Here is a 24,218-nt window from a genome sequence, read left to right as displayed (position 1 = left end):
ATGGAACACGTTCCGAATGAACACGGGCGATTTGGTGATTTTGGCGGCAAGTTTGTTCCAGAGACGCTCATGCTCCCCCTTGAGGAAATTGAAACCGAGCTGGACAAAGCGCTTGCCGACGAGTCGTTCAGGCAAGAATATATCCGGATTTTGCAGCACTACTCGGGGCGGCCGACTCCGCTTACGTTTGCACCGAATTTGACACGACAGCTTGGTGGGGCGAAAATTTATTTAAAGCGCGAAGATTTAAACCACACCGGCGCCCATAAAATCAACAACGCTATCGGCCAGGCGCTCTTGGCGAAACGGATGGGCAAGAAAAAGTTGATCGCTGAGACCGGCGCTGGGCAGCACGGGGTTGCGGCAGCGACGGTGGCCGCTCACTTCGGTATGGAATGCATCGTCTTTATGGGCGAGGAAGACATGAAGCGGCAAGAGTTGAACGTGTTTCGGATGAAGCTGTTAGGCGCCGAAGTTGTGCCGGTGTTAAGCGGCAACCGGACGTTAAAAGATGCGACAAATGAGGCGATTCGTTATTGGGTCGCCCATTGCGATGACCATTTTTACATGATCGGTTCGGTTGTCGGCCCGCATCCGTACCCGAAAATGGTGCGCGAGTTTCAGCGCGTGATCGGCGATGAGGCGAAAGAACAGTTTCTCGCCGGCGAAGGAACGCTGCCGGATGTGATTGTTGCCTGCGTCGGCGGAGGCAGCAACGCCATCGGCATGTTTTATCCGTTTTTGCAAGACGATGTCCGTCTCGTCGGCGTGGAAGCGGCCGGCAAAGGAATCGATACTCCGCACCATGCGGCGACGATTGCAAAAGGGACAAAAGGCGTTATCCATGGGGCAATGACGTACTTGTTACAAGATGAGTACGGGCAAATTATTGAACCGTATTCAATTTCCGCCGGCCTTGATTACCCTGGCGTCGGTCCGGAACATGCGTATTTGGCCAGCATCGGCCGCGTTCGTTATGAGAGTGTGACCGATGAAGAAGCAGTGGCTGCGTTTCAGCTTCTGGCGCAAACTGAAGGCATCATTCCAGCCATTGAGTCGGCGCATGCGGTGGCCAAAGCTGTCGAGCTTGCCCGCCAAATGACGCCGGATGAGACGGTGCTTATTTGCCTGTCCGGCCGCGGCGATAAAGATGTGCAAATGATGATGCACCATCTTGGGGTGAAAGAAGGTGAAGACGTTGCGTCTGCCCGTTAACCGATCGTTATTTATTCCGTTTATTGTTGCCGGCGACCCGTCTGCTGATTTGACTGTTGACCTCGCTTTGGCGCTGCAAGACGCCGGTGCTGACGTGTTGGAGCTTGGCGTTCCGTACTCTGACCCACTCGCTGATGGGCCGACGATCCAGCGCGCCGCCGCCCGGGCGCTCGCCGGACAAATGACGCTGCCGAAAGCCATTCAACTTGTTGCCGACATGCGAAAAAAAGGAGTAAAAATTCCGATTATTATCTTTACGTATTATAATCCTGTGTTACAATTAGGAGAAGAATCCTTTTTTGCTTTAGCGCAAGAAAATGGCGCCGACGGCGTGCTCATTCCCGACTTGCCGTTTGAGGAGAGCGGCCCGCTCCTCGAGCTCAGTGAGCGGTTCGGCCTTCCGCTTATTTCGCTTGTCGCTCCGACATCAAAGCAGCGAATTGAGCAGATTGCTTCAGCGGCGCAGGGGTTTTTGTACTGTGTCTCCTCGCTTGGCGTCACGGGCGTGCGTGAGACACTGCCGGAGTCGCTTGGCCATTTCCTAGGTGAAGTAAAGCGGCATAGCCGTGTCCCGGTCGTTGTCGGTTTCGGCATTTCAACACCGGAACAAGTGGCGATGCTGAAAGACGCCTGTGATGGAGTCGTGGTCGGCAGTGCGCTCGTGCAAAAAATCGAACAGTTGCTTGAGCGCCTGCAGACCTCGGAAGAAAAGAATGCGGCTATCGCTGAATTTGCCTCCTATGCCCGTTCGCTCGCCGCGCCGCTTCGGGAGCCGTGTTCTTCGCGCTAAAAAGTTCCGACTTAAAGGAGTGGGCGATATCCATGCAAGTAAAGGAGCAACTTCGGGGACTCCCCCCGTACCAACCGGGAAAATCGATTGAGGAAGTGAAGCAGGAATACGGTCTTTCTGAGATTATTAAACTAGCTTCCAATGAAAATCCATACGGCTCATCGCCGACGGTGAAATCTGCCATCGCTGCTGAACTTGATCGCCTTGCCGTCTACCCGGACGGTTATGCCCGCGCATTGCGCGAAAAAGTGGCCAACCATCTCGGCGTGAAGGAAACACAGCTGTTGTTTGGCAACGGTTCGGATGAAGTCGTACAAATTTTTTGCCGCGCCTTTTTAGAGCCGGGCACGAACACGGTGATGGCGACGCCAACATTTCCGCAATACCGCCATAACGCGATCATCGAGCGGGCTGAAGTGCGCGAAGTGCCGCTTGTTGACGGGCGCCATGATTTGGAGGCGATGCTTAAGGAAATTGATGAAAACACGCGCATTGTCTGGGTTTGCAATCCGAACAACCCGACCGGCACGTATGTGAATGAGACAGAATTGCGCGCCTTTTTAGATCGTGTGCCGTCGCACGTGCTTGTCGTTTTGGATGAGGCGTATTATGAATACGTAACGGCGGACGATTATCCGCAAACGGTGCCGCTGTTACAAGAATACGAACAGCTTGTTATTATGCGTACGTTCTCGAAAGCGTATGGGCTTGCTGCGCTTCGCGTCGGCTACGGCATTGCCAGTGAGTCGCTCATTCGTGCCGTCGAACCGGCGCGCGAGCCGTTTAACACGTCGACCATCGCCCAAGCGGCTGCTGCGGTCGCGCTTGATGACCAAGCGTTCATCCGTGCCTGTGTCGAACAAAACCGTGCCGAGCTTGAACGGTATTATCGTTTCTGTGAAGAACACGGCCTGAAGTACTATCCGTCGCAAACGAACTTTTTGTTCATTGATTTTGGTATGGACGGCAATGAAGTGTTTCAATATTTGCTCGAGCGTGGCATTATCGTCCGCTCCGGCAAGGCGCTCGGTTTGCCGACCGGCGTGCGCATCACCGTCGGCACGAAAGAGCAAAATGACCGGGTGTTTGAAACGATTTCGCACATGCTTCGCGAAAAACAGCTCACCTGACCAGGTTGACAGTGAATTGGTCAGGAAGGCCAGCCCGTTGCTTTTAGCAAGCAGCGGGCACATTTTTACATAAAGAAGGTGGGTTGGGTTGGAAGGAAACGTGTTTATTGTCGGTCTCGGCTTGATCGGTGGGTCGATTGCTTTAGCCATTAAAAAAGCACATCCAGAAGCAGTGATCATCGGCTATGACGTCAGTGACCATCAACTCGGTTTGGCCCGTTCGCTTAAAGTGATCGACGAAGTCGTCCATTGTGTAGAGGACGGGTTTAGGCAAGCCGATTTGATTGTTCTTGCCACTCCGGTCATGCAGACGGAATTGTTGCTTTCCTCCATGCCGTGTGAGCGGTTGAAGCACGGCGTCATCGTCACGGACGTCGGCAGCACGAAGCAGCGCATCGTTCAAGGTGCGCAGCGCCTTTTGGAGCATGGCGTGGCGTTCATCGGCGGCCATCCGATGGCTGGGTCGCATAAAAGCGGTGTAGCAGCGGCGCGGGCTCATTTGTTTGAAAACGCCTTTTACATTTTGACGCCGACGGACGGAGTTCCACCGCAGCAGGTTGATAAGCTGAAACAATGGCTTTCCGGAACGAAAGCGCAGTTTGTCGTCTTAACTCCGGAAGAGCATGACCGCATCACTGGGGTGATCAGCCATTTTCCGCACTTGATTGCGGCGAGCCTTGTTCATCAGGCGCGCGAGTATGAAAACGAAAACGACCTCGTCAGCCGGTTGGCGGCCGGTGGTTTCCGCGATATCACCCGCATTGCGTCAAGCAATCCGGAAATGTGGCGGGACATTTTTATCCATAATAAGTGCGAACTGCTCGCCATTTTTGACCGCTGGATCGCCGAAATGAAACGGCTTCGTTCGTTTGTCGAGGAAGAAAACAGCATTGCTATTTATCATTATTTTCTTGAAGCGAAACAGTTCCGCGATGGGCTGCCTGTGCGGACAAAGGGAGCGATTCCGTCGTTTTACGATTTGTATGTTGACGTACCGGATTACCCGGGGGTTATTTCCGAGGTAACCGGCTATTTAGCTCAGGAAAACATCAGCATTACGAACATCCGCATTATTGAGACGCGCGAGGAAATTTACGGAGTGCTCCGCCTTAGCTTCCAAAGCGAAGATGATCGGGCGCGGGCGAAAGCGTGCCTCGCCAAACATACGAATTTTGCGACATATGAAGGGTAGCAAGAAAAACAGTGGAGGGATGTTGCATGCAGCTGCCAACGAACGTATTCTCGCTTCGGGGAACGATTGAGGTGCCCGGCGACAAATCGATTTCCCATCGCGCTGTCATGCTCGGGGCGCTCGCTTCCGGACGGACGGTGATCGATCATTTTTTGCCTGGTGCAGATTGTTTAAGTACAATTGACTGTTTCCGCAAACTTGGTGTCGACATTCATCAAGACGGGACGAACGTCATCGTCGAAGGGGCAGGGTCCGGAGGGCTTCGTGAGCCGGCCGCCGTGCTTGATGTCGGCAATTCCGGCACGACGGCGCGCCTTTTGCTTGGCATTTTGGCCGGTCAGCCGTTTCATGCTTGCCTTGTTGGCGACGAGTCCATTGCCAAACGGCCGATGGCGCGGGTGACGAAGCCGCTCCGTGAGATGGGAGCACACATTGACGGGCGTGATGGCGGAAACTATACCCCGCTTGCGATCCGCGGCGGCGCGCTTCGCCCGCTCCGCTATACCTCACCGGTGGCGAGCGCTCAAGTGAAGTCGGCGATTTTGCTTGCCGGTTTGTTTACTGACGGAGTGACGTCCGTCACTGAGCCGCACCGCTCGCGCGACCATACCGAACGAATGATTCGGTTGTTTGGCGGCGAAGTGAATGTCAACGGTCTAACCGTCTCTATTGCCGGTCCGCAGTCCTTACGCGGGACGCACATTTACGTTCCTGGCGACATTTCATCGGCTGCTTTTTTCCTCGTCGCTGGCGCAATTGTGCCAAACAGTGAAATTACGCTGAAAAACGTTGGCTTAAATCCGACAAGAACAGGCATCATCGATGTGCTCGAGCGAATGGGAGCCGACATTACGATTGACCATATCCGCAATGAGGAAACGGAGCCGATCGGCGATATTACAATCCGCACATCGACGCTTCACGCCATTGAAATTGGTGGTGATATCATTCCAAGGCTGATTGATGAAATTCCAATCATTGCCTTGTTGGCGACGCAAGCGGAAGGGACAACTATCATTAAAGATGCCAGTGAGTTGAAAGTAAAAGAAACGAATCGAATCGATACAGTCGTTGCCGAGCTGAAAAAGTTTGGTGCTGATATTGAAGCAACCGACGATGGCATGATCATTCGCGGCAAAACGGCGCTTTATGCCGACGGGATTGTCGTCGACAGCCACGGTGATCATCGGATCGGGATGATGCTGGCCATCGCTGCGTGCTGCGCGAAAGGAACGGCTCGCCTTGAGCGTCCGGAAGCGGTCGCCGTCTCCTATCCATCCTTTTTTGCCGATCTACGTTCTTTGCTGTAGCCTCAAGCGCCCTCGCCCCAAGTGGGCGAGGGGCATATTTTGCTTTGATCATTCATATGTTGTCAATAAGAGGGATGGCTTCTCCTTACTTTTTGAAAGCGGATACATTTTTTACGAGACAGCGCGTTGGCGGGTGGCGAGCGGTTCGGTTGCTGAAACGACCATTGTCGATTATGATTAATCATGTTCCCATTGCAGTAGTACATAAATATTCAGACAGGGAGAGGGCGGATAACATCGCCCACTAAACAACAATCTGTCGCGATAAGAGAGGTTCACGGAAATGACACGCGTTGAACAAATCATTCGTCTGGTGGAAAACGGAAATGTTGACAAAGCATTGGCGCTCGTCCCGAAAGTGAAAAAGTATGGCAGCGATGAGGAGAAATATGAGCTTGCTGACTGCTTGTATGCATGGGGAATGCCGGAGGAGGCAAAAGGGCTGCTCGAGGAGTTGGCCGCCCGCTATCCGGATGATGGCGACATCCGCTTGTTTTTGGCTGAAGTGTATACGGAACTGGAAGCTGAAGATGAAGCGCTCGCCATTTTGGACGAGATCGGTGAAGACGATCCACAGTTCGTTCGGGCGTGCCTGCTAGCCGCTGACTTATACGAAATGCAAGGACTGACGGAAGTGAGCGAGCGAAAATTGCGCCAAGCGTATAAAAAGGCACCGGATGAGCCGGTCGTCCAATTCGCCTTGGCGGAATTGTATTTTTCGCTCGGCGAATACGCGAAAAGCGTGCCGTTTTATGAACAAGTGCAAAAAAGCACGCGCGAGATGGCTGGCGTTCTCTTGGTGGAACGGCTTGCCGAGGCGCTCACCCGATCCGGGGAGTTTGAGGCGGCCCTCCCGTATTATGAAGAAGCGCTCAACGAAAAAACGGACAGCCGGACATTGTTCGCCTACGGATTCACAGCCCTACAGGCCGGTTATGCACAAACGGCCATCGACAAGCTCAGCGCCTTAAAAGAGCTCGATCCAGACTATGCTCCCCTTTACTTATATTTGGCGAAAGCTTATGAACAAGAAGGACAGCTCCGAAAAAGTTATGAGACGGCGCTTGAAGGGATAAAAATCGATGAGTGGAATAAAGAGCTCCGTCTTTATATCGGCAAACTGGCTTTAAAGCTGAACAAACCGGATGAAGCGGAAGAGCAGCTGAAAAAGGCGCTCGAGATCGATGGCGGCTATATTGAGGCACTTACTGTTTTATCGGCGCTTTGGCTTCACGAACAGCGCTATGAGGATGTAGTGGCGCTTTTGGAGCGGGCGATGGCTGACGGTGAATACGATCCGCAGTTTGAATGGGATTTAGGGCGCGCCAAACATCGACTCGAGATGTATGACGATGCATTAAATCATTACGCTGAGGCATATAATTTCTTTAAGAATAACGTCGATTTTCTTGAAGAGTACGGATATTTTCTCATCGAGGAAGGAAATCGGGCTGCAGCGAGAGAAATATTTCAACAAATCGTCGGTTTGGACCCGAGCCACACGGAGGCGGCCGAGATGCTGCTTGAGCTCGAAGAGTAGGGGAGAAGCGGTGATCGAACCTCTTTCTTGGAAACCGATCGAGGGGGAAGCGCACAATGACGCACGTATCCGTCAATGAAAAAAAAGAGTTCATCCGTTGGTTTTTAAGCCATTATCAGTTGAAACGGCGCGAATGTGTTTGGATTTTAAACTATTTGATGAGCCATGACCAGCTGATGCAAAAGGTGCATTTTGTTGAGAACGCCCAATATTGCCCGCGCGGCATCGTCATGTCGACCCACTGCGTGGATGATGTGCCGTTTCGCTTTTACAAAGGCAATGTGATGACGACCGATGCGGAGAAATCGTTCCATGATATCCGGTTGAACCGTGACGAAGATATTTACATTCAGCTCAATTTCCGCGCTTCTTTTCACTCGCCGCAATATGTTGCTGTACTTGAAGAAAACCCGTATGCACCGAAGCAGGCGCAAGTGAGCGAAAACGATCAGCGTCTTGCTGAGCAATTTTTAGAACGGTCCATTTATGAGTTCCGGCGTGAGCGGCTCATGAAACTGATCGATGAGGCGCTTGATCGCCACGACGAAGAGGCGTTTCGCCGGTTGACCGATGAATTAAACAAATTGTAACACCTTGCCGCAGGCAAGGTTTTTCTTTTGCCGAAAAATATGGTATGGTGATAAGGAACAAACTTTATGGCAAAGGGGAATAGCGATGAAATGGACAAGCGGAGACGTCGCCACCTACGAAAAAGAGCGCGACTACATTGATACGGCGCTCGTTCCGCTTTTGCCGGTGGCTGTCGGCCAAGGAGCGAGGCGGCTCGCTTCCGGCGGGGAGCTTGTCGGGCTCGTCGCCACCGAGGTCGAGCGGCAGCTGAGGGGGCGCGTGTTTTTGTTGCCGCCGTTTGTTTATTTTGTGGATGAACAACGGGATAAGCTGTTGGAAAGGCTGGCGAATTGGACAAACCGGCTTAGGCAGGAAGGGATGGAACATGTGTTTTATGTGACGTGCGATCGCACATGGCAAGAGGGGACGGAGGCCAGTCGCTTTTGGCTCGTTCCGACCGTTCCGCTCGAGAGCATGGATGAGTCGTATAAGCATGAACTCGTCCGCGAGCAGGCCGCTGAGCTGCTCCGCTTTTTCGTTAACCGCTGGACGAAAAGGTAGGCAAAGCAAAGTCCCACGTTTTGCCGTTTGTGATATTGACCTTGTCCAGCAATTGAGCTATCATTAGAATGTCCTAGTTTTCCATTGTGTTATACGTAAAATTGTCCGGTGTGGACTTGACTTTGCATAGAGGGGGGAAGACGATGAGCGACAACAAACATCGCGTAACGAGACGTCAATTTTTAAACTACACGCTGACCGGCGTCGGCGGTTTTATGGCAGCAGGAATGCTTATGCCGATGCTCCGCTTCGCCTTTGACCCGATCTTGAGAGAGACGGCAGGCACGGATATGGTCGCGGTAGCGGACGTCAAAGAGATCACGACCGAACCGAAGCGCTTCGACTTTAAAGTGAAGGTGAAAGACGCTTGGTACGAGTCGGAAGAACCGAGATCAGCTTGGGTGTATAAGGATGAAAAAGGGGACATTATCGCCCTGTCACCGGTTTGTAAACACCTTGGCTGTACGGTCGACTGGAATACGGACAAAAACAACCCGAATCATTTCTTCTGTCCGTGCCACTATGGGCTCTATACGAAAGACGGCACGAACGTTCCGGGGACGCCGCTGACAGCTCCGCTTGACCGCTACGAGTTCGAAGTGAAAGACGGAAAGCTGTATTTAGGCAAGGCGAAACCAAGAGGGGAGGCGTAATGCGTGTTAAACAAGCTGTATGACTGGGTCGATGAACGCTTAGATATTACGCCTTTATGGCGGGATATCGCCGATCACGAAGTTCCGGAGCACGTCAACCCGGCTCATCATTTTTCCGCCTTTGTCTACTGTTTTGGCGGACTGACGTTTTTTGTCACGGTCATTCAAATTTTGTCAGGCATGTTTTTAACCATGTACTATGTCCCGGACATTAAAAACGCGTGGGAGTCGGTTTATTATTTGCAAAACGAAGTGGCGTTCGGCAAAATCGTGCGTGGCATGCACCATTGGGGAGCAAGCTTGGTCATCGTCATGATGTTTTTACATACGCTGCGCGTCTTTTTCCAAGGGGCGTATAAAAAGCCGCGCGAAATGAACTGGATCGTCGGCGTGCTGATCTTCATGGTCATGATGGGGCTTGGTTTTACCGGTTATTTGTTACCTTGGGATATGAAAGCGCTGTTTGCGACGAAAGTTGGTCTGCAAATCGCTGAAGCAGTGCCGCTCATCGGTCCGGCGATCAAAACGTTGTTGGCCGGGGATCCGGAAATTGTCGGTGCCCAGACGTTGGCGCGCTTCTTTGCGATTCATGTGTTCTTCTTGCCGGCGGCTTTGCTTGGCTTAATGGCAGCGCACTTTTTAATGATTCGCAGACAAGGCATTTCCGGTCCGCTATGATCGGTCGGTTGGACGTTTTGAGGCGATAGAAAAAAGGAGGGAATCACGCAATGCATCGCGGAAAAGGAATGAAATTTGTCGGCGATTCCCGTATTCCCGCGGTACGAAAACCGAATATTCCAAAGGACTATTCAGAGTATCCCGGGAAAACGGAAGTGTTTTGGCCGAACTTCCTGTTAAAGGAATGGCTTGTCGGTTCGGTCTTTCTCGTTGGCTTTTTATGTTTGACCGTCGCCCACCCGTCGCCGCTCGAGCGGATTGCCGACCCGACGGACACGACGTATATCCCGCTGCCTGACTGGTATTTCTTATTCTTATACCAATTGCTCAAATATTCGTATGCGTCCGGTCCGTATACAGTCATCGGCGCGATCGTCATGCCGGGGTTGGCGTTTGGCGCTTTGTTGCTGGCTCCGTTTTTGGATCGCGGTCCGGAGCGCCGTCCGTGGAAGCGCCCGGTGGCGACAGGCATGATGCTTCTTACTCTTGCTGCGATCGTTTATTTGACATGGGAATCGGTCGTCACGCACGACTGGGAAAAAGCGGCTGAACAAGGGAAAATTCGTGCGGAAGTGGAAATTGATACGAACGCTGAAGGCTATAAAATCGCTCAAGCCAATACGTGTACGTCATGCCACGGGGAAAACTTGTCCGGTGGTGCCGGTCCGTCGCTTGTTGGCACCGGCTTGACAGCAGAAGAGATTGCGAAGATCGCTAAAGAAGGGCAAGGAAGCATGCCGGGTGGCATTTTTAAAGGCACGGATGAAGAGTTGCAAAAAATGGCGGAATTCATCGCCGGCTTAAAAGCTGAATAATCGTTTCACACGAAAAAGCTGACTCGCGTTAGTCAGCTTTTTTCGTACCTACATTGAATTGAGATGAGGTGCAAACGATGGCATGGCTTTATGCGATATTCGCTTCCCGGCCGGTTGTTTCGCTACTTTTGCTTGTGAATGCTGCCGGCACCGTTTACGGCTATTATTGGTATCGTTATCAGTTGGCGGAAACACCGCCCTTGTTTTTGCCATTTGTGCCCGACAGTCCGACGGCGAGTCTTTTTTTTCTCATCGTTCTCGGCGCCTGGCTGCTCGGTCGGCAGACACCGCTGTTTGAAGCCCTTGCCCTTGTGACACTTGTCAAATACGGGATTTGGGCGGTCGTCATGAACGTGCTCGTTTGGCGCGTCACCGGAACGCTTGACTGGGCAGGATGGATGCTCATCGTTTCCCATGGGGCCATGGCGGTCGAAGGCATGCTGTACGCTCCGCTTTACCGATTTCGTCCGGTTCATCTTGCTTTGGCAGCGGTTTGGACGCTGCATAACGATGTCATCGACTACGTATTTGGCATGATGCCACGTTATCATATGTTGGATCATTATGCTGATCAAATCGGTTATTTTACGTTTTGGCTCAGCATTGCCTCCATTGCCGTGGCGTATTGGCTTGGCATCCGCACACGGCGACAGTCGTTCTCGCTTCCTCCCGCATAGCAGTGGAATAGGAGTAACAAGGGAGGAAAATTTGCCCTATCGCTTGATCGCAGTTGCTTGGTCTACTCTTGTCCACTCCTTCATACATTGTAGTAGTGAATGAGGGAGGGACGAGGATGAAACGAATCGGGCTGGCCATGTTGTTATCGATCGCCTTTTTATGGCCAGCGCTCGTTGGCGCGGCCGAATCAATGGAAAGTTGGAAACAGCTTGACGACATTTCCGACGAGGCGCTGCAATTGGCGAAAAATGAGCGTTTTGCTGAAGCCAAAGAAGTGCTCCTTTATTTTTCTGAACGGTTTTTCGCTCTTGGAGCGAGAGAACGGTTAAAATCGGCTGACGAGCTGAGGGCGGTGACTGTGACGCACGAACACGCGGTAAAGGCCATGACAGCATCGATTCCAGCGGAAGACAAAATCGCTGCTCTTACGCAGTTCCGTCTCGTAGTTGATGCCGTCCAATCGACGCATCAGCCACTTTGGTCAGAGATGAAGCCGGCTGTCATGGAGGCGTTCGCTGCGATGGAAAAGGCGGCGGAACGTGGGGAGAGAGAGGCATATGACGCTGCCTTTCGCCAATTTATTGATCGCTATACATTAATTGAGCCGAGTGTGAAAATTGATGTACCGCCAAAAGCGGCCAAAAAGGTTGACGGCAATCTGGAAGCACTGCAACCCGCCTCATTTTGGCAGCTTGCCAAAAACGAGCAACGAGAGCAGCTCGCCGCTGCACGCCGCGATGTCGAAGCGCTATTTGACGGGGTGAAAAAAGATGAAGCTGATCCATCACTCATTTGGGTGATGATTTCGACTGGCGGAGTGATTGTGTTGACGCTGACATACGTCGGCTGGCGGAAATACAAAGGGGAAAAAGAGGAAAAGCGGGCGCGACAGCCGGAAGAATAGGCGCCGCCTCGCTTTCGGAGGGGGAGGGTTCCCCCTCCTTTTTATGTTTGAATGGGATGGCATCTAGCGAATTCAGCATATGCCGCTCTCGCGAGCGCCGTTCCGGTTATTATTGTTCAAGCGGTCGTTTTTGTTCATCAAGCGTAAATCCTTCACCAAGCACATCGTGCACATCGGTGACGGCAACAAAGGCGTGCGGGTCAACGGACATAATGACGTTTTTTAAGCGTGGCAGCTCGTTTTTAGCGACGACGCAATATAAGACGTCACGGTCGCGTTTCGTATACGAACCTCGTCCTTTTAACACGGTGACGCCGCGTTCCATTTCCGTCAAAATCCGGTTGGCGATTTCCTCACTTTTTTCTGAGATGATCGTCGCCCCTTTCGCCGCATAGCCGCCTTCTTGCATAAAATCAATGACTCGGGCGGCGAGAAAGACGGCGACTAACGTATACATCGCCTCGCGGTACGAAAGGTAAAGAAGCGACAGTGTAATGACGGCGGCATCAAAGGCAAACATCGTTTTGCCCATGCTGATGCCTTTATATTTATAGACGAGGCGGGCGATAATGTCGACACCCCCGGTTGTGCCGCCGTAGCGGAAGATGATGCCGAGGCCAACGCCGATGAAAACGCCGGCAAACAACGCCGCGAGCGTCATATCATGCTGAAGCGGCATATGAATCATGTAGCGTTGAAAAATGGATAAAAACATTGAAACGGCGACGGTGCCGAGCACGGTATAAAGAAACATTTGACGACCAAGCAGCTTCCAACCGATAAAAAAGAGCGGGATGTTGAGCGCCAAGTTGGTGATGGCCGGATCAAGCCCAAACAAAAAATAAAGAAGAAGCGTAATGCCGGTAAAACCGCCTTCCGCCAAATTGTTTTGCATGTTGAAATGGACGAGGCCGAAGGCAAAAATAGCAGCGCCAAGCAAAATAAATAAACTGTTTTTCATTTTTAAGCCGAAAATCATATCGTCCCTCCGTCCACAAAAATAGTCGGCGTCCTTAATTATAGAGGAACTTGCCTGCGCAGGCAACGATGGTCGAAAGCAGGGGGAAATTGGCGACTGGCGAAAACATTTGTCAAATGCGCCGCTTTTCGCTAACATGGAAACAGACGAGGTGATGGTCATGCAGGAGAAAACGATGAAACAGATGCAACGCGAAGTGGATGAATATATCGGGCAGTTTAAAGAAGGCTATTTCAGCCCGCTCGCCATGCTCGCGCGGCTGACCGAAGAGCTCGGCGAACTGGCGCGTGAAGTGAACCATTATTATGGGGAAAAGCCGAAAAAGGTAACGGAAAAAGAAAAAACAGTGGAAGAAGAGCTGGGCGATTTGTTGTTTGTACTCATCTGTTTTGCCAATTCGCTCAACATTGATTTGCAGGAGGCGCACGACCGGGTGATGGACAAGTTCCGGATCCGCGACCGTGACCGTTGGACGCGAAAGGAGGAATCTCAATGACGATTCGCATCGTCATTGCCGGGCCACGCGGCCGCATGGGCCGTGAAGCGGTGGCACTTGTGCAAAGAACAGACCATTTTGAATTGGCTGCGGTCATTGACCGCCGCTATGACGGGCAAAATTTGGCCGACATCGATGGGTTTGCCGGCATCGACGCTCCGATTTATACTGATGCTGCCCGCTGCTTTACCGAGGTGAAACCGGATGTGCTCATCGATTTAACGACGCCCGAGGTCGGAAAACGACATGCTGAACTGGCGCTGCGCTACGGCGTCCGTCCAGTCATCGGCACGACCGGGTTCACGCCGGAAGATATCGAGCGGCTGACGGAGCTCGCTGAGACGAACGAAATCGGTGCGATCATTGCCCCGAACTTTGCTGTCGGCGCGGTGCTGATGATGAAGTTTGCCCGCATGGCGGCAAAATATTTCACTGATGTAGAAATTATCGAACTACATCATGACCAAAAGCTTGACGCGCCATCCGGGACGGCCCTGAAAACCGCACAGCTTATCGCTGAAGTGCGTCCGTCGAAAAAACAAGGCCATCCGGATGAAAAAGAAACGCTTGCCGGCGCACGTGGGGCTGCATACGACGGCATTCCGATTCATAGCGTTCGCCTGCCAGGGTTTGTCGCCCATCAGGAAGTCATTTTCGGCGGCGAGGGACAGACGCTGACAATCCGCCATGATTCACTCGACCGCCGCTCATTCATGTCTGGAGTGAAACTAGCGGTGGAAACGGTTATGCATTTACATACGCTCGTCTACGGGCTTGAACATATTTTGGAATAGCGCAAACAGCGCAAACGGGGGAGAGAACAAGATGAAAATCGCGTTAATTGCCCATGACGAAAAAAAGGCGGAGATGGTGGCGTTTGCGACCGCCTACGCGCCTGTGCTGGCAAACCATGAACTGTACGCCACGGGCACAACCGGCTTGCGCATTCAGGAAGCGACCGGACTCGCCGTCCATCGCTTTCAGTCCGGGCCGTACGGGGGCGATCAGGAGATCGGAGCGATGATCGCCCGCAATGAGATGGACCTCGTTATTTTTTTCCGCGACCCGCTTACCGCCCAGCCGCACGAACCGGACATTAGCGCATTGATGCGCCTTTGCGACGTCTATGCTGTGCCGTTAGCAACGAACATTGGGACGGCGGAGCTGCTCATTCGAGGATTGGAGCGCGGTGATTTGGCATGGCGCAACATCGTCCACGGCCGGGCGAAAAGCGGGGAGGAAAAGGAAACAGAAAGGTGACAGCGATGGTGGAAACATGTGATTTGTTAGCGTTTGGCGCCCATCCGGATGATGTCGAAATCGGCATGGGCGGGACGATCGCCAAATATGTGCGGCGCGGATACCGCGCTGTCATTTGTGATTTAACAAAGGCAGAGCTGTCGTCCAACGGAACCGTTGACGAACGGCAGAAAGAAGCGGCTGAAGCGGCCCACAGGCTCGGTGTATCGGAACGGTTGAATCTCGAGCTGCCTGACCGCGGTCTTTATGTCGAAGAAGAGGCGATTCGCCGTATTGTTGCGGTCGTTCGCCGCTATCGGCCGCGGCTTGTATTCGCCCCGTATTGGGAAGACCGCCATCCAGATCACGGGCAATGCGCCCGCCTTGTCGAGGAGGCGGTCTTTTCCGCCGGCATCCGCCGATATGGAGACGGCGAGCTTGGCGATGCGCACCGCGTCCGCTCGGTGTATTATTATATGATTAATGCCTTTTGCCGTCCGCATTTCCTTGTCGATATTAGCGAAACAGCTCAGGACAAGCTGGCGAGCCTGCGCGCCTATGAAAGCCAGTTTGAAAAACGACCTGGTTCGGTTGACACCCCGCTGACAAACAACTACATTGAGATGATCGAAAGCCGCGAGCGCTGGTTCGGCCAGCAAATCGGTGCGGAGTATGCCGAAGGCTTTTTGGCAAAAACACCTATTCATCTTTTCGACTTATTTGAGGGAGTGCGATGAAGCTGAAAATAGGAATTGTCTGTTATCCGACGGTCGGAGGCTCAGGGGTCGTTGCCACTGAGCTCGGCAAACTGCTTGCCGAAAGAGGACATGAAATTCATTTTATTTCGTCAAGCATGCCGTTTCGGCTGAACAAAGTATACGGAAACATTTACTACCATGAGGTGAGCGTCAACCAATATTCTGTTTTTCAATATCCGCCGTATGACTTGGCGCTAGCGAGCAAAATCGCTGAGGTAGCGAAGCGGGAACAGCTCGATGTGCTTCATGCCCATTACGCCGTTCCACACGCAGTCTGCGCCGTACTGGCGCGGCAAATGGTTGGCGAACTGCCGATCGTCACAACGTTGCACGGCACCGATATCACCGTGTTAGGCTACGACCCGTCGCTTTCCGATATGATCAAGTTCGGCATCGAGCAGTCGGACATCGTCACAGCGGTGTCTAGCGCCCTTGTTCAGCAGACGTACGAACTGCTTGATGTGCGAAAAGAGATCCATACAGTTTACAATTTTGTTGACGAACGCGTCTACCACCGTCGGGAAGCGAGCCATTTGCGACAGGAGTACGGCATCGGTGAAACGGAGAACGTCATCATTCACGTTTCTAATTTCCGGAAAGTAAAGCGCGTGCCTGATGTGGTGCGCGCGTTTGCCATCGTGCGTCAGCATGTGCCGGCCAAGCTCTTGCTTGTCGGCGACGGCCCGGAAATGACTGTCGTCTGCCGTCTCGTCAAAGAACTCGGGCTCAACGACGACGTCCGATTTTTAGGGAAACAGGACAAACTGGAAGAGCTGTATTCGATCAGTGATGTGATGATGCTCTTGTCGGAAAAAGAAAGTTTCGGGCTCGTTTTACTAGAGGCGATGGCGTGTGGCATCCCGTGCATTGGCACGGCGATTGGTGGCATTCCGGAAGTGATTGAAGATGGAAAAAGCGGCTTTTTATGTGCGCTCGGCGATGTCGAAGAAGCGGCTCAAAAAGCGCTCGCACTGCTAACCGACCGCCGTTTGCATAGCGAAATGGCAAAAGAGGCGGTGCGAACGGTCGAGCAAAAGTTCCGTTCGTCCGATATCGTCGGGCAGTATGAGCAGCTGTATGCTTCACTGGCAGCAAGGAAGGTGAGAGGATGAAACCGCCATTCCAACAGGCGCTTGGTATCATCCGACAGCTAAATCGGCATGGCTATGAGGCATATTTTGTCGGCGGCGCGGTGCGCGATCTGTTGCTTGGGCGTCCGATCGGCGATGTCGATATTGCGACGAGCGCCTTGCCGGACGAAGTGATGGCGATTTTCCCAAAAACGATTGATGTCGGCTCGAAACACGGTACAGTCGTCGTCGTGCACGAAGGAACGGCCTACGAAGTAACGACGTTCCGCACCGACGGCGACTATGAAGACCACCGCCGTCCTGAGTCGGTGACGTTCGTTCGTTCTCTTGAGGAAGACTTAAAACGGCGCGATTTTACGATGAATGCCATCGCCATGGACGAGCACGGGACAATCATTGACCCGTTCGGGGGACAAGAGGCGATCGAAAAGCGGCTTATTCGCACTGTCGGAGAAGCGGACGCGCGGTTTCGTGAAGATGCGCTCCGCATGATGCGGGCCGTCCGCTTTGTCAGTCAACTTGGATTTTCACTCGCTATCGACACGAAGAAGGCGATCATCGCCAACGCACCGCTTCTCGCCCATATTTCGGTTGAGCGGATGACGATGGAGATGGAAAAGCTGCTCGCCGGCCCGTTTGCTGCCGAAGCGTTGCCGCTTTTGGCCGAAACAGGGCTATCCACCTATTTGCCGGGGTTGGCTGAAAAAGGCGAGTGGCTGCGACGAGCGGCCGCGTACCGCTGGCCTTGGCTCGCGGCGCGCGAGGAGCGGTGGGCGCTTTTGTGCCACGCCCTTGGCGTCAAGGAGAGCCGTCCGTTTTTGCGCGCATGGAAGCTACCGAATAAAGTGATCGATGAAGCTGGCGCCATTTTGGCGACGCTCGCTGCTGTCCCTGAACCGGCCGCGTGGACGAATGAGCAGCTGTTTTTGGCCGGCCTCAAGCGGGCACTTTCGGTTGAGGTGGTCCGCGCTGCTTTGACCGGAAAGCCGTACGAACCGCAACATGACGAGCTGCGTCGCCGCTTTGCCGCCTTGCCGATCAAAACGAAAGGTGAGCTGGCGGTTAACGGCAAAGTGGTCATTGATTGGATCGGGAAACCAGCCGGTCCGTGGGTGAAAGAGACGCTGGATGCCATATGGCGGGCGGTCGTCAACGGTGAAGTTGAAAACGAGAAGGAGCGGATTTACGCATGGCTCATGGAGCGCAGTCGGACACAAGAAAAAAACTGTTAGAACTATTTGCCGAGGCAAACGGTGAATTTCTGTCCGGACAAAAGATCAGTGAGCAGCTCGGTTGTTCGCGGGCGGCCGTATGGAAACATATCGAGGAGCTGCGCAAAGAAGGGTTTGAACTCGAAGCGGTGCGCCGCCTCGGCTACCGAATCGTGAGCACGCCGGATAAGGTGACGGCAAACGAAATCCAACTCGGATTGAAAACCGAAACGCTTGGCCATCAGATCCATTTTTTTGAGGAAGTCGATTCGACGCAGCGTATCGCGGCGAAGCTGGCATATGAGGGAGCGCCGGAAGGGACGCTTGTCATCGCCGAGGAGCAGAAAGCCGGGCGCGGGCGTTTAGACCGGAAATGGTTTTCCCCACAAGGAACCGGTATTTGGATGAGCCTTATTTTGCGGCCGCCCATTCCCCCGCAGCAGGCGCCGCAGTTGACGTTGCTTGTTGCCGTGGCGGTCAGTCAAGCGATTCAAGAAGTAACCGGGCTTGTCCCGGACATTAAATGGCCAAACGATATTTTGCTTCACGGTAAAAAATGTGTCGGCATTTTAACCGAGCTGCAGGCCGACCCTGACCGCGTCCGTTCGGTCATCATCGGCATCGGCATTAACGTGAACCAGACGAGTGCGCAATTTCCCGAGGATATCTGCGACATCGCCACATCGCTTGCCATCGAAAAAGGGGAGCGCATAAAGCGCGCGCCGCTCATCCAAGAAATTTTACTTCAGCTTGAGCGGTTATATAAGCAATATTTGGAGCATGGCTTCCGTCCAATTAAGCTTCTTTGGGAAGGATACGCGGTTTCGATTGGCAAGCCGGTGACAGCAAGGACATTGGGCAAGGTGATACGCGGCATCGCGCGCGGCATTACCGATGACGGTCTGCTGATCCTCGAGGATGAACAAAACCAACTTCATTATATTCATTCGGCCGATATTCAACTGTAAATTTCCACTGGAAAAATTGTGACAATTTTGTTAAAATACAAGGCGAGGAAAAGGGCAGTATCTTTGTCGAAAAGAACTGCACCGCGCCGGCAAAATGAATGAATAAAGATAATCTGCCTTGATCCTTGCAGAAGGACTGGGACAGAGGGGTGAACGAAACCGACGGTGGTTTATGGCGTCCTTCTTTCTCAAGGCGGGAAAGAAGGACGTTTTGTTTCGGTCGCGTCATCTCCTCTGCAATCAAAGAGGAGGGAACAAAGGTGAAGACGAAAGCCGATTTTTTCCGCATGAAGCAGGCGGACGAGCCGATCGTGATGGTGACCGCCTACGACTTTCCATCGGCGAAGCTTGCTGAACAGGCCGGGGTGGATATGATTTTAGTCGGCGATTCGCTCGGCATGGTCGTGCTCGGTTACGACTCGACGATCCCGGTGACGGTCGATGACATGATCCACCATACGAAGGCGGTCCGCCGTGGTGCGCCGAACACGTTTATCGTCACGGACATGCCGTTTATGTCGTACCACGCCTCCAAGGAAGAGGCGTTGCAAAACGCCCGGCGCATCATGCAACAGTCGGGGGCGAACGCTGTCAAAGTCGAAGGGGCGGATGAAGTCGTTGAGACGATCGCCGCACTGACGAAAGCGGGCGTGCCGGTCGTCGCCCATCTCGGGCTAACGCCGCAATCTGTCGGCGTCCTTGGCGGCTATAAAGTGCAAGGCAAAGATGCGGAAAGCGCAAAAAAGCTGCTCAATGATGCGAAACAGTGCGAACAAGCAGGAGCGATCGCGCTCGTCTTAGAGTGTGTACCGAAGCAGCTTGGGGCGGCTGTAGCCCGAGAGCTTACCATTCCTGTCATCGGCATCGGTGCCGGGGCGGAAGTCGACGGCCAGGTACTGGTTTACCATGACTTGCTTGGCTACGGTGTCAACCGCGTGCCGAAGTTTGTCAAACAATACGCTGCCATTCAAGAGACGATCGTCGAGGCACTGGCCAACTATATCGCTGATGTCAAACTGCGCCAGTTTCCGGAGCCGGCGCACACGTTTACGATGAAGGAAGAAGAATGGGTGGCCTTATACGGAGGAAAACAATCATGATCATCGTTGATCGGATTAGTGAAATGCAGGCGCTGATGCGTCAATACCACCGCGAAGGAAAAACGATCGGGTTCGTCCCGACAATGGGTTATTTGCATGAAGGACATGCCGCCCTCATCGATCGGGCGCGTCAGGAAAATGACATTGTCGTCTTAAGCGTTTTTGTCAATCCGCTTCAATTTGGGCCGAACGAAGATTTTGCCCGCTATCCGCGCGATTTTGAGCGCGATCGGCATATCGCCGAACAGCACGGAGTTGACGTGCTGTTTCATCCGGAGGCAGGCGAGATGTATCCGGGGCCGCTCACGGTGCAAGTCGTCGTGAAAGCACGCACGGATGTGCTCTGTGGACGGTCGCGCCCCGGCCATTTTGACGGCGTGGCAACGGTGCTTACTAAGCTGTTTCATATCGTCATGCCTGACCGCGCTTATTTCGGTCTGAAAGATGCCCAGCAGGTAGCTGTTGTCGACGGCTTGATTCGCGATTTCAATTTCCCGATTGAGCTCGTGCCGGTACCGACGGTTCGCGAGGCCGACGGGCTGGCGAAAAGCTCGCGCAACGTCTATTTATCGCCGCAAGAACGAGAGGAGGCGCCGGCGCTCTATCAGGCGCTGCGCGCGGCAGCGGCAGCCGTCGATGGCGGAGAGCGGAGCGCTGATGCCATTCGTCGTCTTGTGAAAGAGCATATTGAAGCACATACGCACGCTGAAATTGATTATGTCGAAGTGTGTTCGTATCCGGATTTGGCGCCGCTTGAAACGCTTCACGGAACGGTGCTCGTCGCGGTTGCCGTTCGGTTTGCGAGCGCCCGCTTGATCGACAATATCATTCTTGAGCTGCCTAAGGCGCATAGACAAGAGGATTAGGGGGGATCGCCCATGTTTCGTACACTCATGAACGCCAAAATTCATCGTGCCCGTGTAACGGAAGCAAACTTGGATTATGTAGGCAGCATTACAATCGACGAAGATATTTTAGATGCGGTTGGCATGGTGGCTAATGAAAAAGTGCAGATAGTGAACAATAATAACGGGGCCCGCTTTGAAACGTACATCATCCCCGGAGAGCGCGGCAGCGGCGTCTTTTGCCTAAACGGTGCGGCCGCCCGCCTTGTGCAAAAAGGGGATATCATCATCGTCATTTCGTATGCGCTCGTTCCTGAAGAAAAAATCGCTATGCATCGGCCGAAAGTTGCCATTATGGACGAAAACAACCGCATCGCACAGCTCATTGCTGAAGAGCCGGCACATACGATTTTATAATGGGGCAAAAAAGGGGCTTTCCGCCCCTTTTCGTTTTGAGGTGATCATTGATGGCAATGCGCTTTGTTATTATTGACTTAGAAACAACGGGAAACGTACCGAAAAAAGGCGATCGAATCATCCAGCTCGGCATGGCGGTCGTTGAGGACGGCTCGATCGTCAAGCGGTTTGCCAGCTTTTTTAACCCGGAACAACCCATCCCGTTGTTCATTCAACAGCTGACGAACATTGACGAACAGACAGTTGAGGGAGCGCCGCTGTTTGCTGACAAGGCGGACGAGATTACAGCTATGATGGAAGGCGCGTACTTTGTTGCTCATAATGTCGATTTTGATTTGCCGTTTTTGCAAGCCGAACTCGAACGAGCCGGGTGGCCGCCGTTTACCGGTCCGACGATCGATACGGTCGAGCTTGCTCGCATCGTACTGCCGACAGCGGAAAGTTATAAGCTTGGTGACTTGGCCAAACAGCTCGGCCTCCGCCATGATCGTCCGCATCAAGCGGACAGCGATGCGGAAGTGACTGCGAAGCTGTTCATCGCCTTGCTTGAGCGGCTTGGCCGTCTGCCGCTTGTGACACTCGAACAGTTGCGGCGTCTTGCCCACCATTTGAAAAGCGATATTTACTCACTTCTTGATCTTGTCATCACTGAAAAACAGAAAGAAGCGCCGATGGACAATACCATCGCCCTTTACCGCGGCATTGCGCTGAAAAAGCCGGCGTCAAAGCCGGAATCAGGCGATGATGAGAAGCGCCTCGCTTCGGTCTCATTTGCAGCCTTTTATGAACAAGCGCCGTCCCTTCCGCTTCCTGGCTACAAGCGGCGTGAAGGGCAGTGGGAAATGATGCAACTCGTTTATGAGGCGCTGTCTACATCTCAGCATGCGCTTATTGAGGCGGGAACAGGGCTTGGCAAATCGCTTGCTTATTTCATCCCGGCTGCCTTTTTTGCTTGCGAGCGACAAGAACGGGTTGTCATCAGCACACATACGCTCCAACTGCAAGAGCAGCTCATCCGCCGCGATTTGTCGGTGCTGCGGCAAGTCGTGCCGCCCCCGCTTCGCGTCGCCGTCTTGAAAGGGAAGCAAAACTACCTTTCCCTTGACAAATTTGCTTCGTTTTTGCCTGAGCCGTGCGATACATACGATGCGGCGCTCTTGAAATGTCAGATGCTGGTCTGGCTGCTTGAGACAGATAGCGGTGATTTAGATGAATTGAACGTATCATCCGGCGCTCGTCTCTTGTTGTCCGCGCTTGCCATCGGAGAAGAGGAGGACGGCGGACGGCATTATTTTTTCACTCAGGCGAAACGACGTGCCGAACAGGCTGATATTGTCATTACCAATCATGCGTTTTTGCTTCATGACTTGACTGCCTCTACGCCGCTTTTGCCGCCGTTTCGCCATCTCATCATCGATGAGGCGCATCGGCTTGAGGATATCGCTGCTCGTTATTTTGGCGAGCGGATCGACTATGTGTCATTTCGCTTGTTAACTGCCAAAATGGCGCAAACGCTCACGAAATGGCTGGAAGCAGAGCAAGGCGAAGTGAAAGCCGTCCTTGCTCGTTGCCAACGGCATCTTGAAGGGCTGCAATTTGAAGGGGACGAGCTGTTCCGCTTGCTGCGCCGTTATGCGTTAGAGAGAAAGCCGGCGCGGGCGGGGCGTTGCCGCTGCCGTTTTTCACCGGCGGACGAGCATGGGCGCACGTGGCAGGCGGCTGTTGAGCTATGTTGGCGTTTGCGTGATTTGACGGCGGCGCTGCTTGCAGAGGCAAAGCCAATCTTACCTGTTGCTATGACTGACGCTATCACACTGCCGGCCTCGCTGGCCGCCGACCTTGCGGCGCTAAATCAGCAAATGAACGCCCTCGTTCGGCTGCTGACCGAAGCGGAGCCAGGAACGGTCCGCTGGATTGAAGCCGATGAAAAAGGGGCGGCAAACGCTGTCCGGCTTTATTCGCAACCCGTCGATCTTGCTGACTTTTTTGCCGATCAGTTGTTTATGAAAAAACGGAGCGTGATTTTGACGTCAGCCACACTTGCCGTCCGCGGTCGATTCTCTTATATGACGACGCGTCTTGGCTTGGATGATTTTTATCCGATCTGTCACTCGTTTCCGGCGCCATTTCGCTATAAGGAGCAGGTCGCGCTCTTTGTGCCAACGGATATGCCGCTTGTTTCTGCCGTGCCGCTTGAGACATACGCCGAAGCGGCAGCAGCGGCCGTGCTCTCGATCGCCCGGCACGTTGGCCGGCGGGTGCTTGTGTTGTTTCCGTCGTATGAGCTGTTGAAAATGACGGCTGAAGCGCTGAAAACGGAAGAAGCGGACGAGCCGTTCGTTTTGATTGCTCAAGGAATGCAAAGTGGCAGCCCGGCCAAGCTCTTGCGAACATTTTTGCAATTTGATCATGCCGTGCTGTTTGGGACGAGTGGCTTTTGGGAAGGGATTGATTTACCGGGTTCGGCACTCGATGCACTCATTATCGCCCGATTGCCATTTGCGCCTCCGGATGATCCGGTGATGGAGGCAAAAAGTGAACAGATTCGCGCCGCCGGCGGTGATCCGTTTTACGAGTTGTCGCTTCCCGAGGCGGTGCTCCGCTTTAAGCAAGGATTCGGCCGCCTCATCCGCACCGAGCAGGACAAAGGCGCCGTGTTTGTTCTCGATCGTCGGCTGACCACCGCTTCATACGGCGCTGATTTTCTCGCTTCTCTGCCGCCGCTGTCGGTATATGATGGAACGCTTTCCGAGCTGCTTGACAAAGCGGATGCATGGCTTTCATGAGACAAGCGGGATGAACAGTCGGTTCGTTTTCAGGGAGAGGGACGGCTGTACAAGACGTTCATAAAGAGAAATGAAACGGTGCAATCTAAAGATTAAAGATGGCAGCTGGCAAAAAAATACCCCGCGTACAGCGGGGGGAGAAAAGAAGCAAATTTGCGTTGGAGGTGTAGGCGGGCAAATTTGTTATGAAATGGTCAGGCAAACCTGCTATAATAGGGAAGAAGCACAACTGCGATGGCAGCTTGCAGCCTCGCCGTTTACCTTCGCCGGCTCGGCCGCAGAGGCGTGAAGA

The 24,218-nt window shown here is 53.2% G+C and carries 25 protein-coding genes; 24 read left to right on the top strand and 1 reads right to left on the bottom strand.

Translation table 11 applies throughout. The features are described 5' to 3' along the window. From trpB to ypjB, 13 genes are all read left to right on the top strand, one after another. A complete protein-coding gene (trpB, locus tag NSQ22_RS11630) occupies window positions 1–1,215 on the top strand; it encodes a tryptophan synthase subunit beta (RefSeq protein WP_011887692.1) in 1,215 nt (404 codons plus the stop codon). Continuing rightward, complete coding sequence (gene trpA / locus NSQ22_RS11625; RefSeq protein ID WP_008879607.1) at window positions 1,199–2,005, top strand: tryptophan synthase subunit alpha; 807 nt, start codon at window positions 1,199–1,201, stop codon at window positions 2,003–2,005. Before trpB ends, trpA begins: the two co-directional genes overlap by 17 nt. A gap of 32 nt (window positions 2,006–2,037) precedes the next feature. After that, window positions 2,038–3,135, top strand: coding sequence for a histidinol-phosphate transaminase (gene hisC / locus NSQ22_RS11620; RefSeq protein ID WP_008879606.1), 1,098 nt, complete (start codon window positions 2,038–2,040; stop codon window positions 3,133–3,135). A gap of 88 nt (window positions 3,136–3,223) precedes the next feature. Next, window positions 3,224–4,327, top strand: coding sequence for a prephenate dehydrogenase (locus tag NSQ22_RS11615; RefSeq protein ID WP_008879605.1), 1,104 nt, complete (start codon window positions 3,224–3,226; stop codon window positions 4,325–4,327). Window positions 4,328–4,353: 26 nt separating this feature from the next. Continuing rightward, the gene (gene aroA, locus NSQ22_RS11610; protein WP_081157166.1) at window positions 4,354–5,637 is read left to right on the top strand and encodes a 3-phosphoshikimate 1-carboxyvinyltransferase; all 1,284 of its coding nucleotides are present in this window, start codon (window positions 4,354–4,356) and stop codon (window positions 5,635–5,637) included. 283 nt (window positions 5,638–5,920) lie between these two features. After that, complete coding sequence (locus NSQ22_RS11605; protein ID WP_060476033.1) at window positions 5,921–7,177, top strand: tetratricopeptide repeat protein; 1,257 nt, start codon at window positions 5,921–5,923, stop codon at window positions 7,175–7,177. Window positions 7,178–7,233: 56 nt separating this feature from the next. After that, window positions 7,234–7,767 (top strand): ReoY family proteolytic degradation factor, encoded by a 534-nt coding sequence (locus NSQ22_RS11600; RefSeq protein ID WP_008879602.1) that lies wholly within the window; start codon window positions 7,234–7,236, stop codon window positions 7,765–7,767. 85 nt (window positions 7,768–7,852) lie between these two features. Continuing rightward, window positions 7,853–8,308 carry a YpiF family protein gene (locus NSQ22_RS11595; RefSeq protein ID WP_060476032.1) on the top strand — a complete coding sequence of 152 codons (456 nt, stop codon included), beginning with the start codon at window positions 7,853–7,855 and terminating at the stop codon, window positions 8,306–8,308. A gap of 143 nt (window positions 8,309–8,451) precedes the next feature. Continuing rightward, window positions 8,452–8,961 carry a menaquinol-cytochrome c reductase iron-sulfur subunit gene (gene qcrA / locus NSQ22_RS11590; protein ID WP_339263502.1) on the top strand — a complete coding sequence of 170 codons (510 nt, stop codon included), beginning with the start codon at window positions 8,452–8,454 and terminating at the stop codon, window positions 8,959–8,961. A 3-nt stretch (window positions 8,962–8,964) separates the two neighbouring features. Beyond that, complete coding sequence (gene qcrB / locus NSQ22_RS11585) at window positions 8,965–9,639, top strand: menaquinol-cytochrome c reductase cytochrome b subunit (RefSeq protein WP_081157165.1); 675 nt, start codon at window positions 8,965–8,967, stop codon at window positions 9,637–9,639. Between the two features lie 50 nt (window positions 9,640–9,689). Then, the gene (locus NSQ22_RS11580; protein WP_008879598.1) at window positions 9,690–10,454 is read left to right on the top strand and encodes a menaquinol-cytochrome c reductase cytochrome b/c subunit; all 765 of its coding nucleotides are present in this window, start codon (window positions 9,690–9,692) and stop codon (window positions 10,452–10,454) included. A gap of 77 nt (window positions 10,455–10,531) precedes the next feature. Continuing rightward, on the top strand, window positions 10,532–11,131 hold the full coding sequence (locus tag NSQ22_RS11575) for a DUF1405 domain-containing protein (protein WP_008879597.1): 600 nt from the start codon (window positions 10,532–10,534) through the stop codon (window positions 11,129–11,131). 116 nt (window positions 11,132–11,247) lie between these two features. Beyond that, window positions 11,248–12,036, top strand: a complete 789-nt coding sequence (gene ypjB / locus NSQ22_RS11570) for a sporulation protein YpjB (RefSeq protein ID WP_008879596.1) — start codon at window positions 11,248–11,250, stop codon at window positions 12,034–12,036. 109 nt (window positions 12,037–12,145) lie between these two features. On the opposite strand, the gene NSQ22_RS11565 is transcribed toward ypjB, so the two are convergent. Next, complete coding sequence (locus NSQ22_RS11565; protein WP_008879595.1) at window positions 12,146–13,015, bottom strand: YitT family protein; 870 nt, start codon at window positions 13,013–13,015, stop codon at window positions 12,146–12,148. A 160-nt stretch (window positions 13,016–13,175) separates the two neighbouring features. Between NSQ22_RS11565 and NSQ22_RS11560 the strand changes: the two genes are divergently transcribed. The 11 genes from NSQ22_RS11560 (at window position 13,176) to dinG (ending at window position 23,926) form a co-directional block, all read left to right on the top strand. Then, window positions 13,176–13,511, top strand: a complete 336-nt coding sequence (locus tag NSQ22_RS11560) for a nucleotide pyrophosphohydrolase (protein WP_029760968.1) — start codon at window positions 13,176–13,178, stop codon at window positions 13,509–13,511. Continuing rightward, entirely contained in the window at window positions 13,508–14,305 is a 798-nt protein-coding gene (gene dapB, locus NSQ22_RS11555) for a 4-hydroxy-tetrahydrodipicolinate reductase (protein ID WP_339263500.1), read from the top strand. Before NSQ22_RS11560 ends, dapB begins: the two co-directional genes overlap by 4 nt. Window positions 14,306–14,336: 31 nt before the next feature. Next, window positions 14,337–14,771, top strand: a complete 435-nt coding sequence (gene mgsA, locus NSQ22_RS11550; RefSeq protein ID WP_008879592.1) for a methylglyoxal synthase — start codon at window positions 14,337–14,339, stop codon at window positions 14,769–14,771. Between the two features lie 5 nt (window positions 14,772–14,776). Next, window positions 14,777–15,487, top strand: a complete 711-nt coding sequence (gene bshB1 / locus NSQ22_RS11545) for a bacillithiol biosynthesis deacetylase BshB1 (RefSeq protein ID WP_029760967.1) — start codon at window positions 14,777–14,779, stop codon at window positions 15,485–15,487. Beyond that, the gene (bshA, locus tag NSQ22_RS11540; RefSeq protein ID WP_008879590.1) at window positions 15,484–16,620 is read left to right on the top strand and encodes an N-acetyl-alpha-D-glucosaminyl L-malate synthase BshA; all 1,137 of its coding nucleotides are present in this window, start codon (window positions 15,484–15,486) and stop codon (window positions 16,618–16,620) included. The genes bshB1 and bshA overlap by 4 nt, the downstream gene beginning before the upstream one ends. Next, a complete protein-coding gene (locus tag NSQ22_RS11535; protein ID WP_008879589.1) occupies window positions 16,617–17,831 on the top strand; it encodes a CCA tRNA nucleotidyltransferase in 1,215 nt (404 codons plus the stop codon). Before bshA ends, NSQ22_RS11535 begins: the two co-directional genes overlap by 4 nt. Next, on the top strand, window positions 17,789–18,778 hold the full coding sequence (locus tag NSQ22_RS11530) for a bifunctional biotin--[acetyl-CoA-carboxylase] synthetase/biotin operon repressor (protein ID WP_008879588.1): 990 nt from the start codon (window positions 17,789–17,791) through the stop codon (window positions 18,776–18,778). The genes NSQ22_RS11535 and NSQ22_RS11530 overlap by 43 nt, the downstream gene beginning before the upstream one ends. Before the next feature lie 260 nt (window positions 18,779–19,038). Further along, on the top strand, window positions 19,039–19,878 hold the full coding sequence (gene panB / locus NSQ22_RS11525; protein WP_029760965.1) for a 3-methyl-2-oxobutanoate hydroxymethyltransferase: 840 nt from the start codon (window positions 19,039–19,041) through the stop codon (window positions 19,876–19,878). Then, window positions 19,875–20,744 (top strand): pantoate--beta-alanine ligase, encoded by an 870-nt coding sequence (panC, locus tag NSQ22_RS11520; RefSeq protein ID WP_008879586.1) that lies wholly within the window; start codon window positions 19,875–19,877, stop codon window positions 20,742–20,744. Before panB ends, panC begins: the two co-directional genes overlap by 4 nt. A 12-nt stretch (window positions 20,745–20,756) precedes the next feature. After that, on the top strand, window positions 20,757–21,140 hold the full coding sequence (gene panD / locus NSQ22_RS11515; protein WP_008879585.1) for an aspartate 1-decarboxylase: 384 nt from the start codon (window positions 20,757–20,759) through the stop codon (window positions 21,138–21,140). A 50-nt stretch (window positions 21,141–21,190) separates the two neighbouring features. Further along, entirely contained in the window at window positions 21,191–23,926 is a 2,736-nt protein-coding gene (dinG, locus tag NSQ22_RS11510) for an ATP-dependent DNA helicase DinG (RefSeq protein ID WP_081157164.1), read from the top strand. Window positions 23,927–24,218: the final 292 nt, after the last annotated feature.

The organism is Geobacillus sp. FSL K6-3411, from assembly GCF_037965715.1.
GTDB lineage: Bacteria > Bacillota > Bacilli > Bacillales > Anoxybacillaceae > Geobacillus > Geobacillus thermodenitrificans.
This window is presented reverse-complemented; position numbering and strand designations above follow the sequence as displayed.

Bases quoted from the DNA above. Each gene is read 5' to 3' on its own strand.
- NSQ22_RS11595 (WP_060476032.1), top strand. From the start codon at position 7,853: ATGAAATGGACAAGCGGAGACGTCGCCACCTACGAAAAAGAGCGCGAC.
- dapB (WP_339263500.1), top strand. From the start codon at position 13,508: ATGACGATTCGCATCGTCATTGCCGGGCCACGCGGCCGCATGGGCCGT.
- NSQ22_RS11605 (WP_060476033.1), top strand. From the start codon at position 5,921: ATGACACGCGTTGAACAAATCATTCGTCTGGTGGAAAACGGAAATGTT.
- NSQ22_RS11535 (WP_008879589.1), top strand. From the start codon at position 16,617: ATGAAACCGCCATTCCAACAGGCGCTTGGTATCATCCGACAGCTAAAT.
- bshB1 (WP_029760967.1), top strand. From the start codon at position 14,777: ATGGTGGAAACATGTGATTTGTTAGCGTTTGGCGCCCATCCGGATGAT.
- bshA (WP_008879590.1), top strand. From the start codon at position 15,484: ATGAAGCTGAAAATAGGAATTGTCTGTTATCCGACGGTCGGAGGCTCA.
- NSQ22_RS11530 (WP_008879588.1), top strand. From the start codon at position 17,789: ATGGCTCATGGAGCGCAGTCGGACACAAGAAAAAAACTGTTAGAACTA.
- NSQ22_RS11560 (WP_029760968.1), top strand. From the start codon at position 13,176: ATGCAGGAGAAAACGATGAAACAGATGCAACGCGAAGTGGATGAATAT.
- mgsA (WP_008879592.1), top strand. From the start codon at position 14,337: ATGAAAATCGCGTTAATTGCCCATGACGAAAAAAAGGCGGAGATGGTG.
- NSQ22_RS11575 (WP_008879597.1), top strand. From the start codon at position 10,532: ATGGCATGGCTTTATGCGATATTCGCTTCCCGGCCGGTTGTTTCGCTA.
- aroA (WP_081157166.1), top strand. From the start codon at position 4,354: ATGCAGCTGCCAACGAACGTATTCTCGCTTCGGGGAACGATTGAGGTG.
- NSQ22_RS11600 (WP_008879602.1), top strand. From the start codon at position 7,234: ATGACGCACGTATCCGTCAATGAAAAAAAAGAGTTCATCCGTTGGTTT.
- dinG (WP_081157164.1), top strand. From the start codon at position 21,191: ATGGCAATGCGCTTTGTTATTATTGACTTAGAAACAACGGGAAACGTA.
- panD (WP_008879585.1), top strand. From the start codon at position 20,757: ATGTTTCGTACACTCATGAACGCCAAAATTCATCGTGCCCGTGTAACG.
- hisC (WP_008879606.1), top strand. From the start codon at position 2,038: ATGCAAGTAAAGGAGCAACTTCGGGGACTCCCCCCGTACCAACCGGGA.
- panC (WP_008879586.1), top strand. From the start codon at position 19,875: ATGATCATCGTTGATCGGATTAGTGAAATGCAGGCGCTGATGCGTCAA.
- qcrA (WP_339263502.1), top strand. From the start codon at position 8,452: ATGAGCGACAACAAACATCGCGTAACGAGACGTCAATTTTTAAACTAC.
- trpB (WP_011887692.1), top strand. From the start codon at position 1: ATGGAACACGTTCCGAATGAACACGGGCGATTTGGTGATTTTGGCGGC.
- ypjB (WP_008879596.1), top strand. From the start codon at position 11,248: ATGAAACGAATCGGGCTGGCCATGTTGTTATCGATCGCCTTTTTATGG.
- NSQ22_RS11565 (WP_008879595.1), bottom strand. From the start codon at position 13,015: ATGATTTTCGGCTTAAAAATGAAAAACAGTTTATTTATTTTGCTTGGC.
- NSQ22_RS11580 (WP_008879598.1), top strand. From the start codon at position 9,690: ATGCATCGCGGAAAAGGAATGAAATTTGTCGGCGATTCCCGTATTCCC.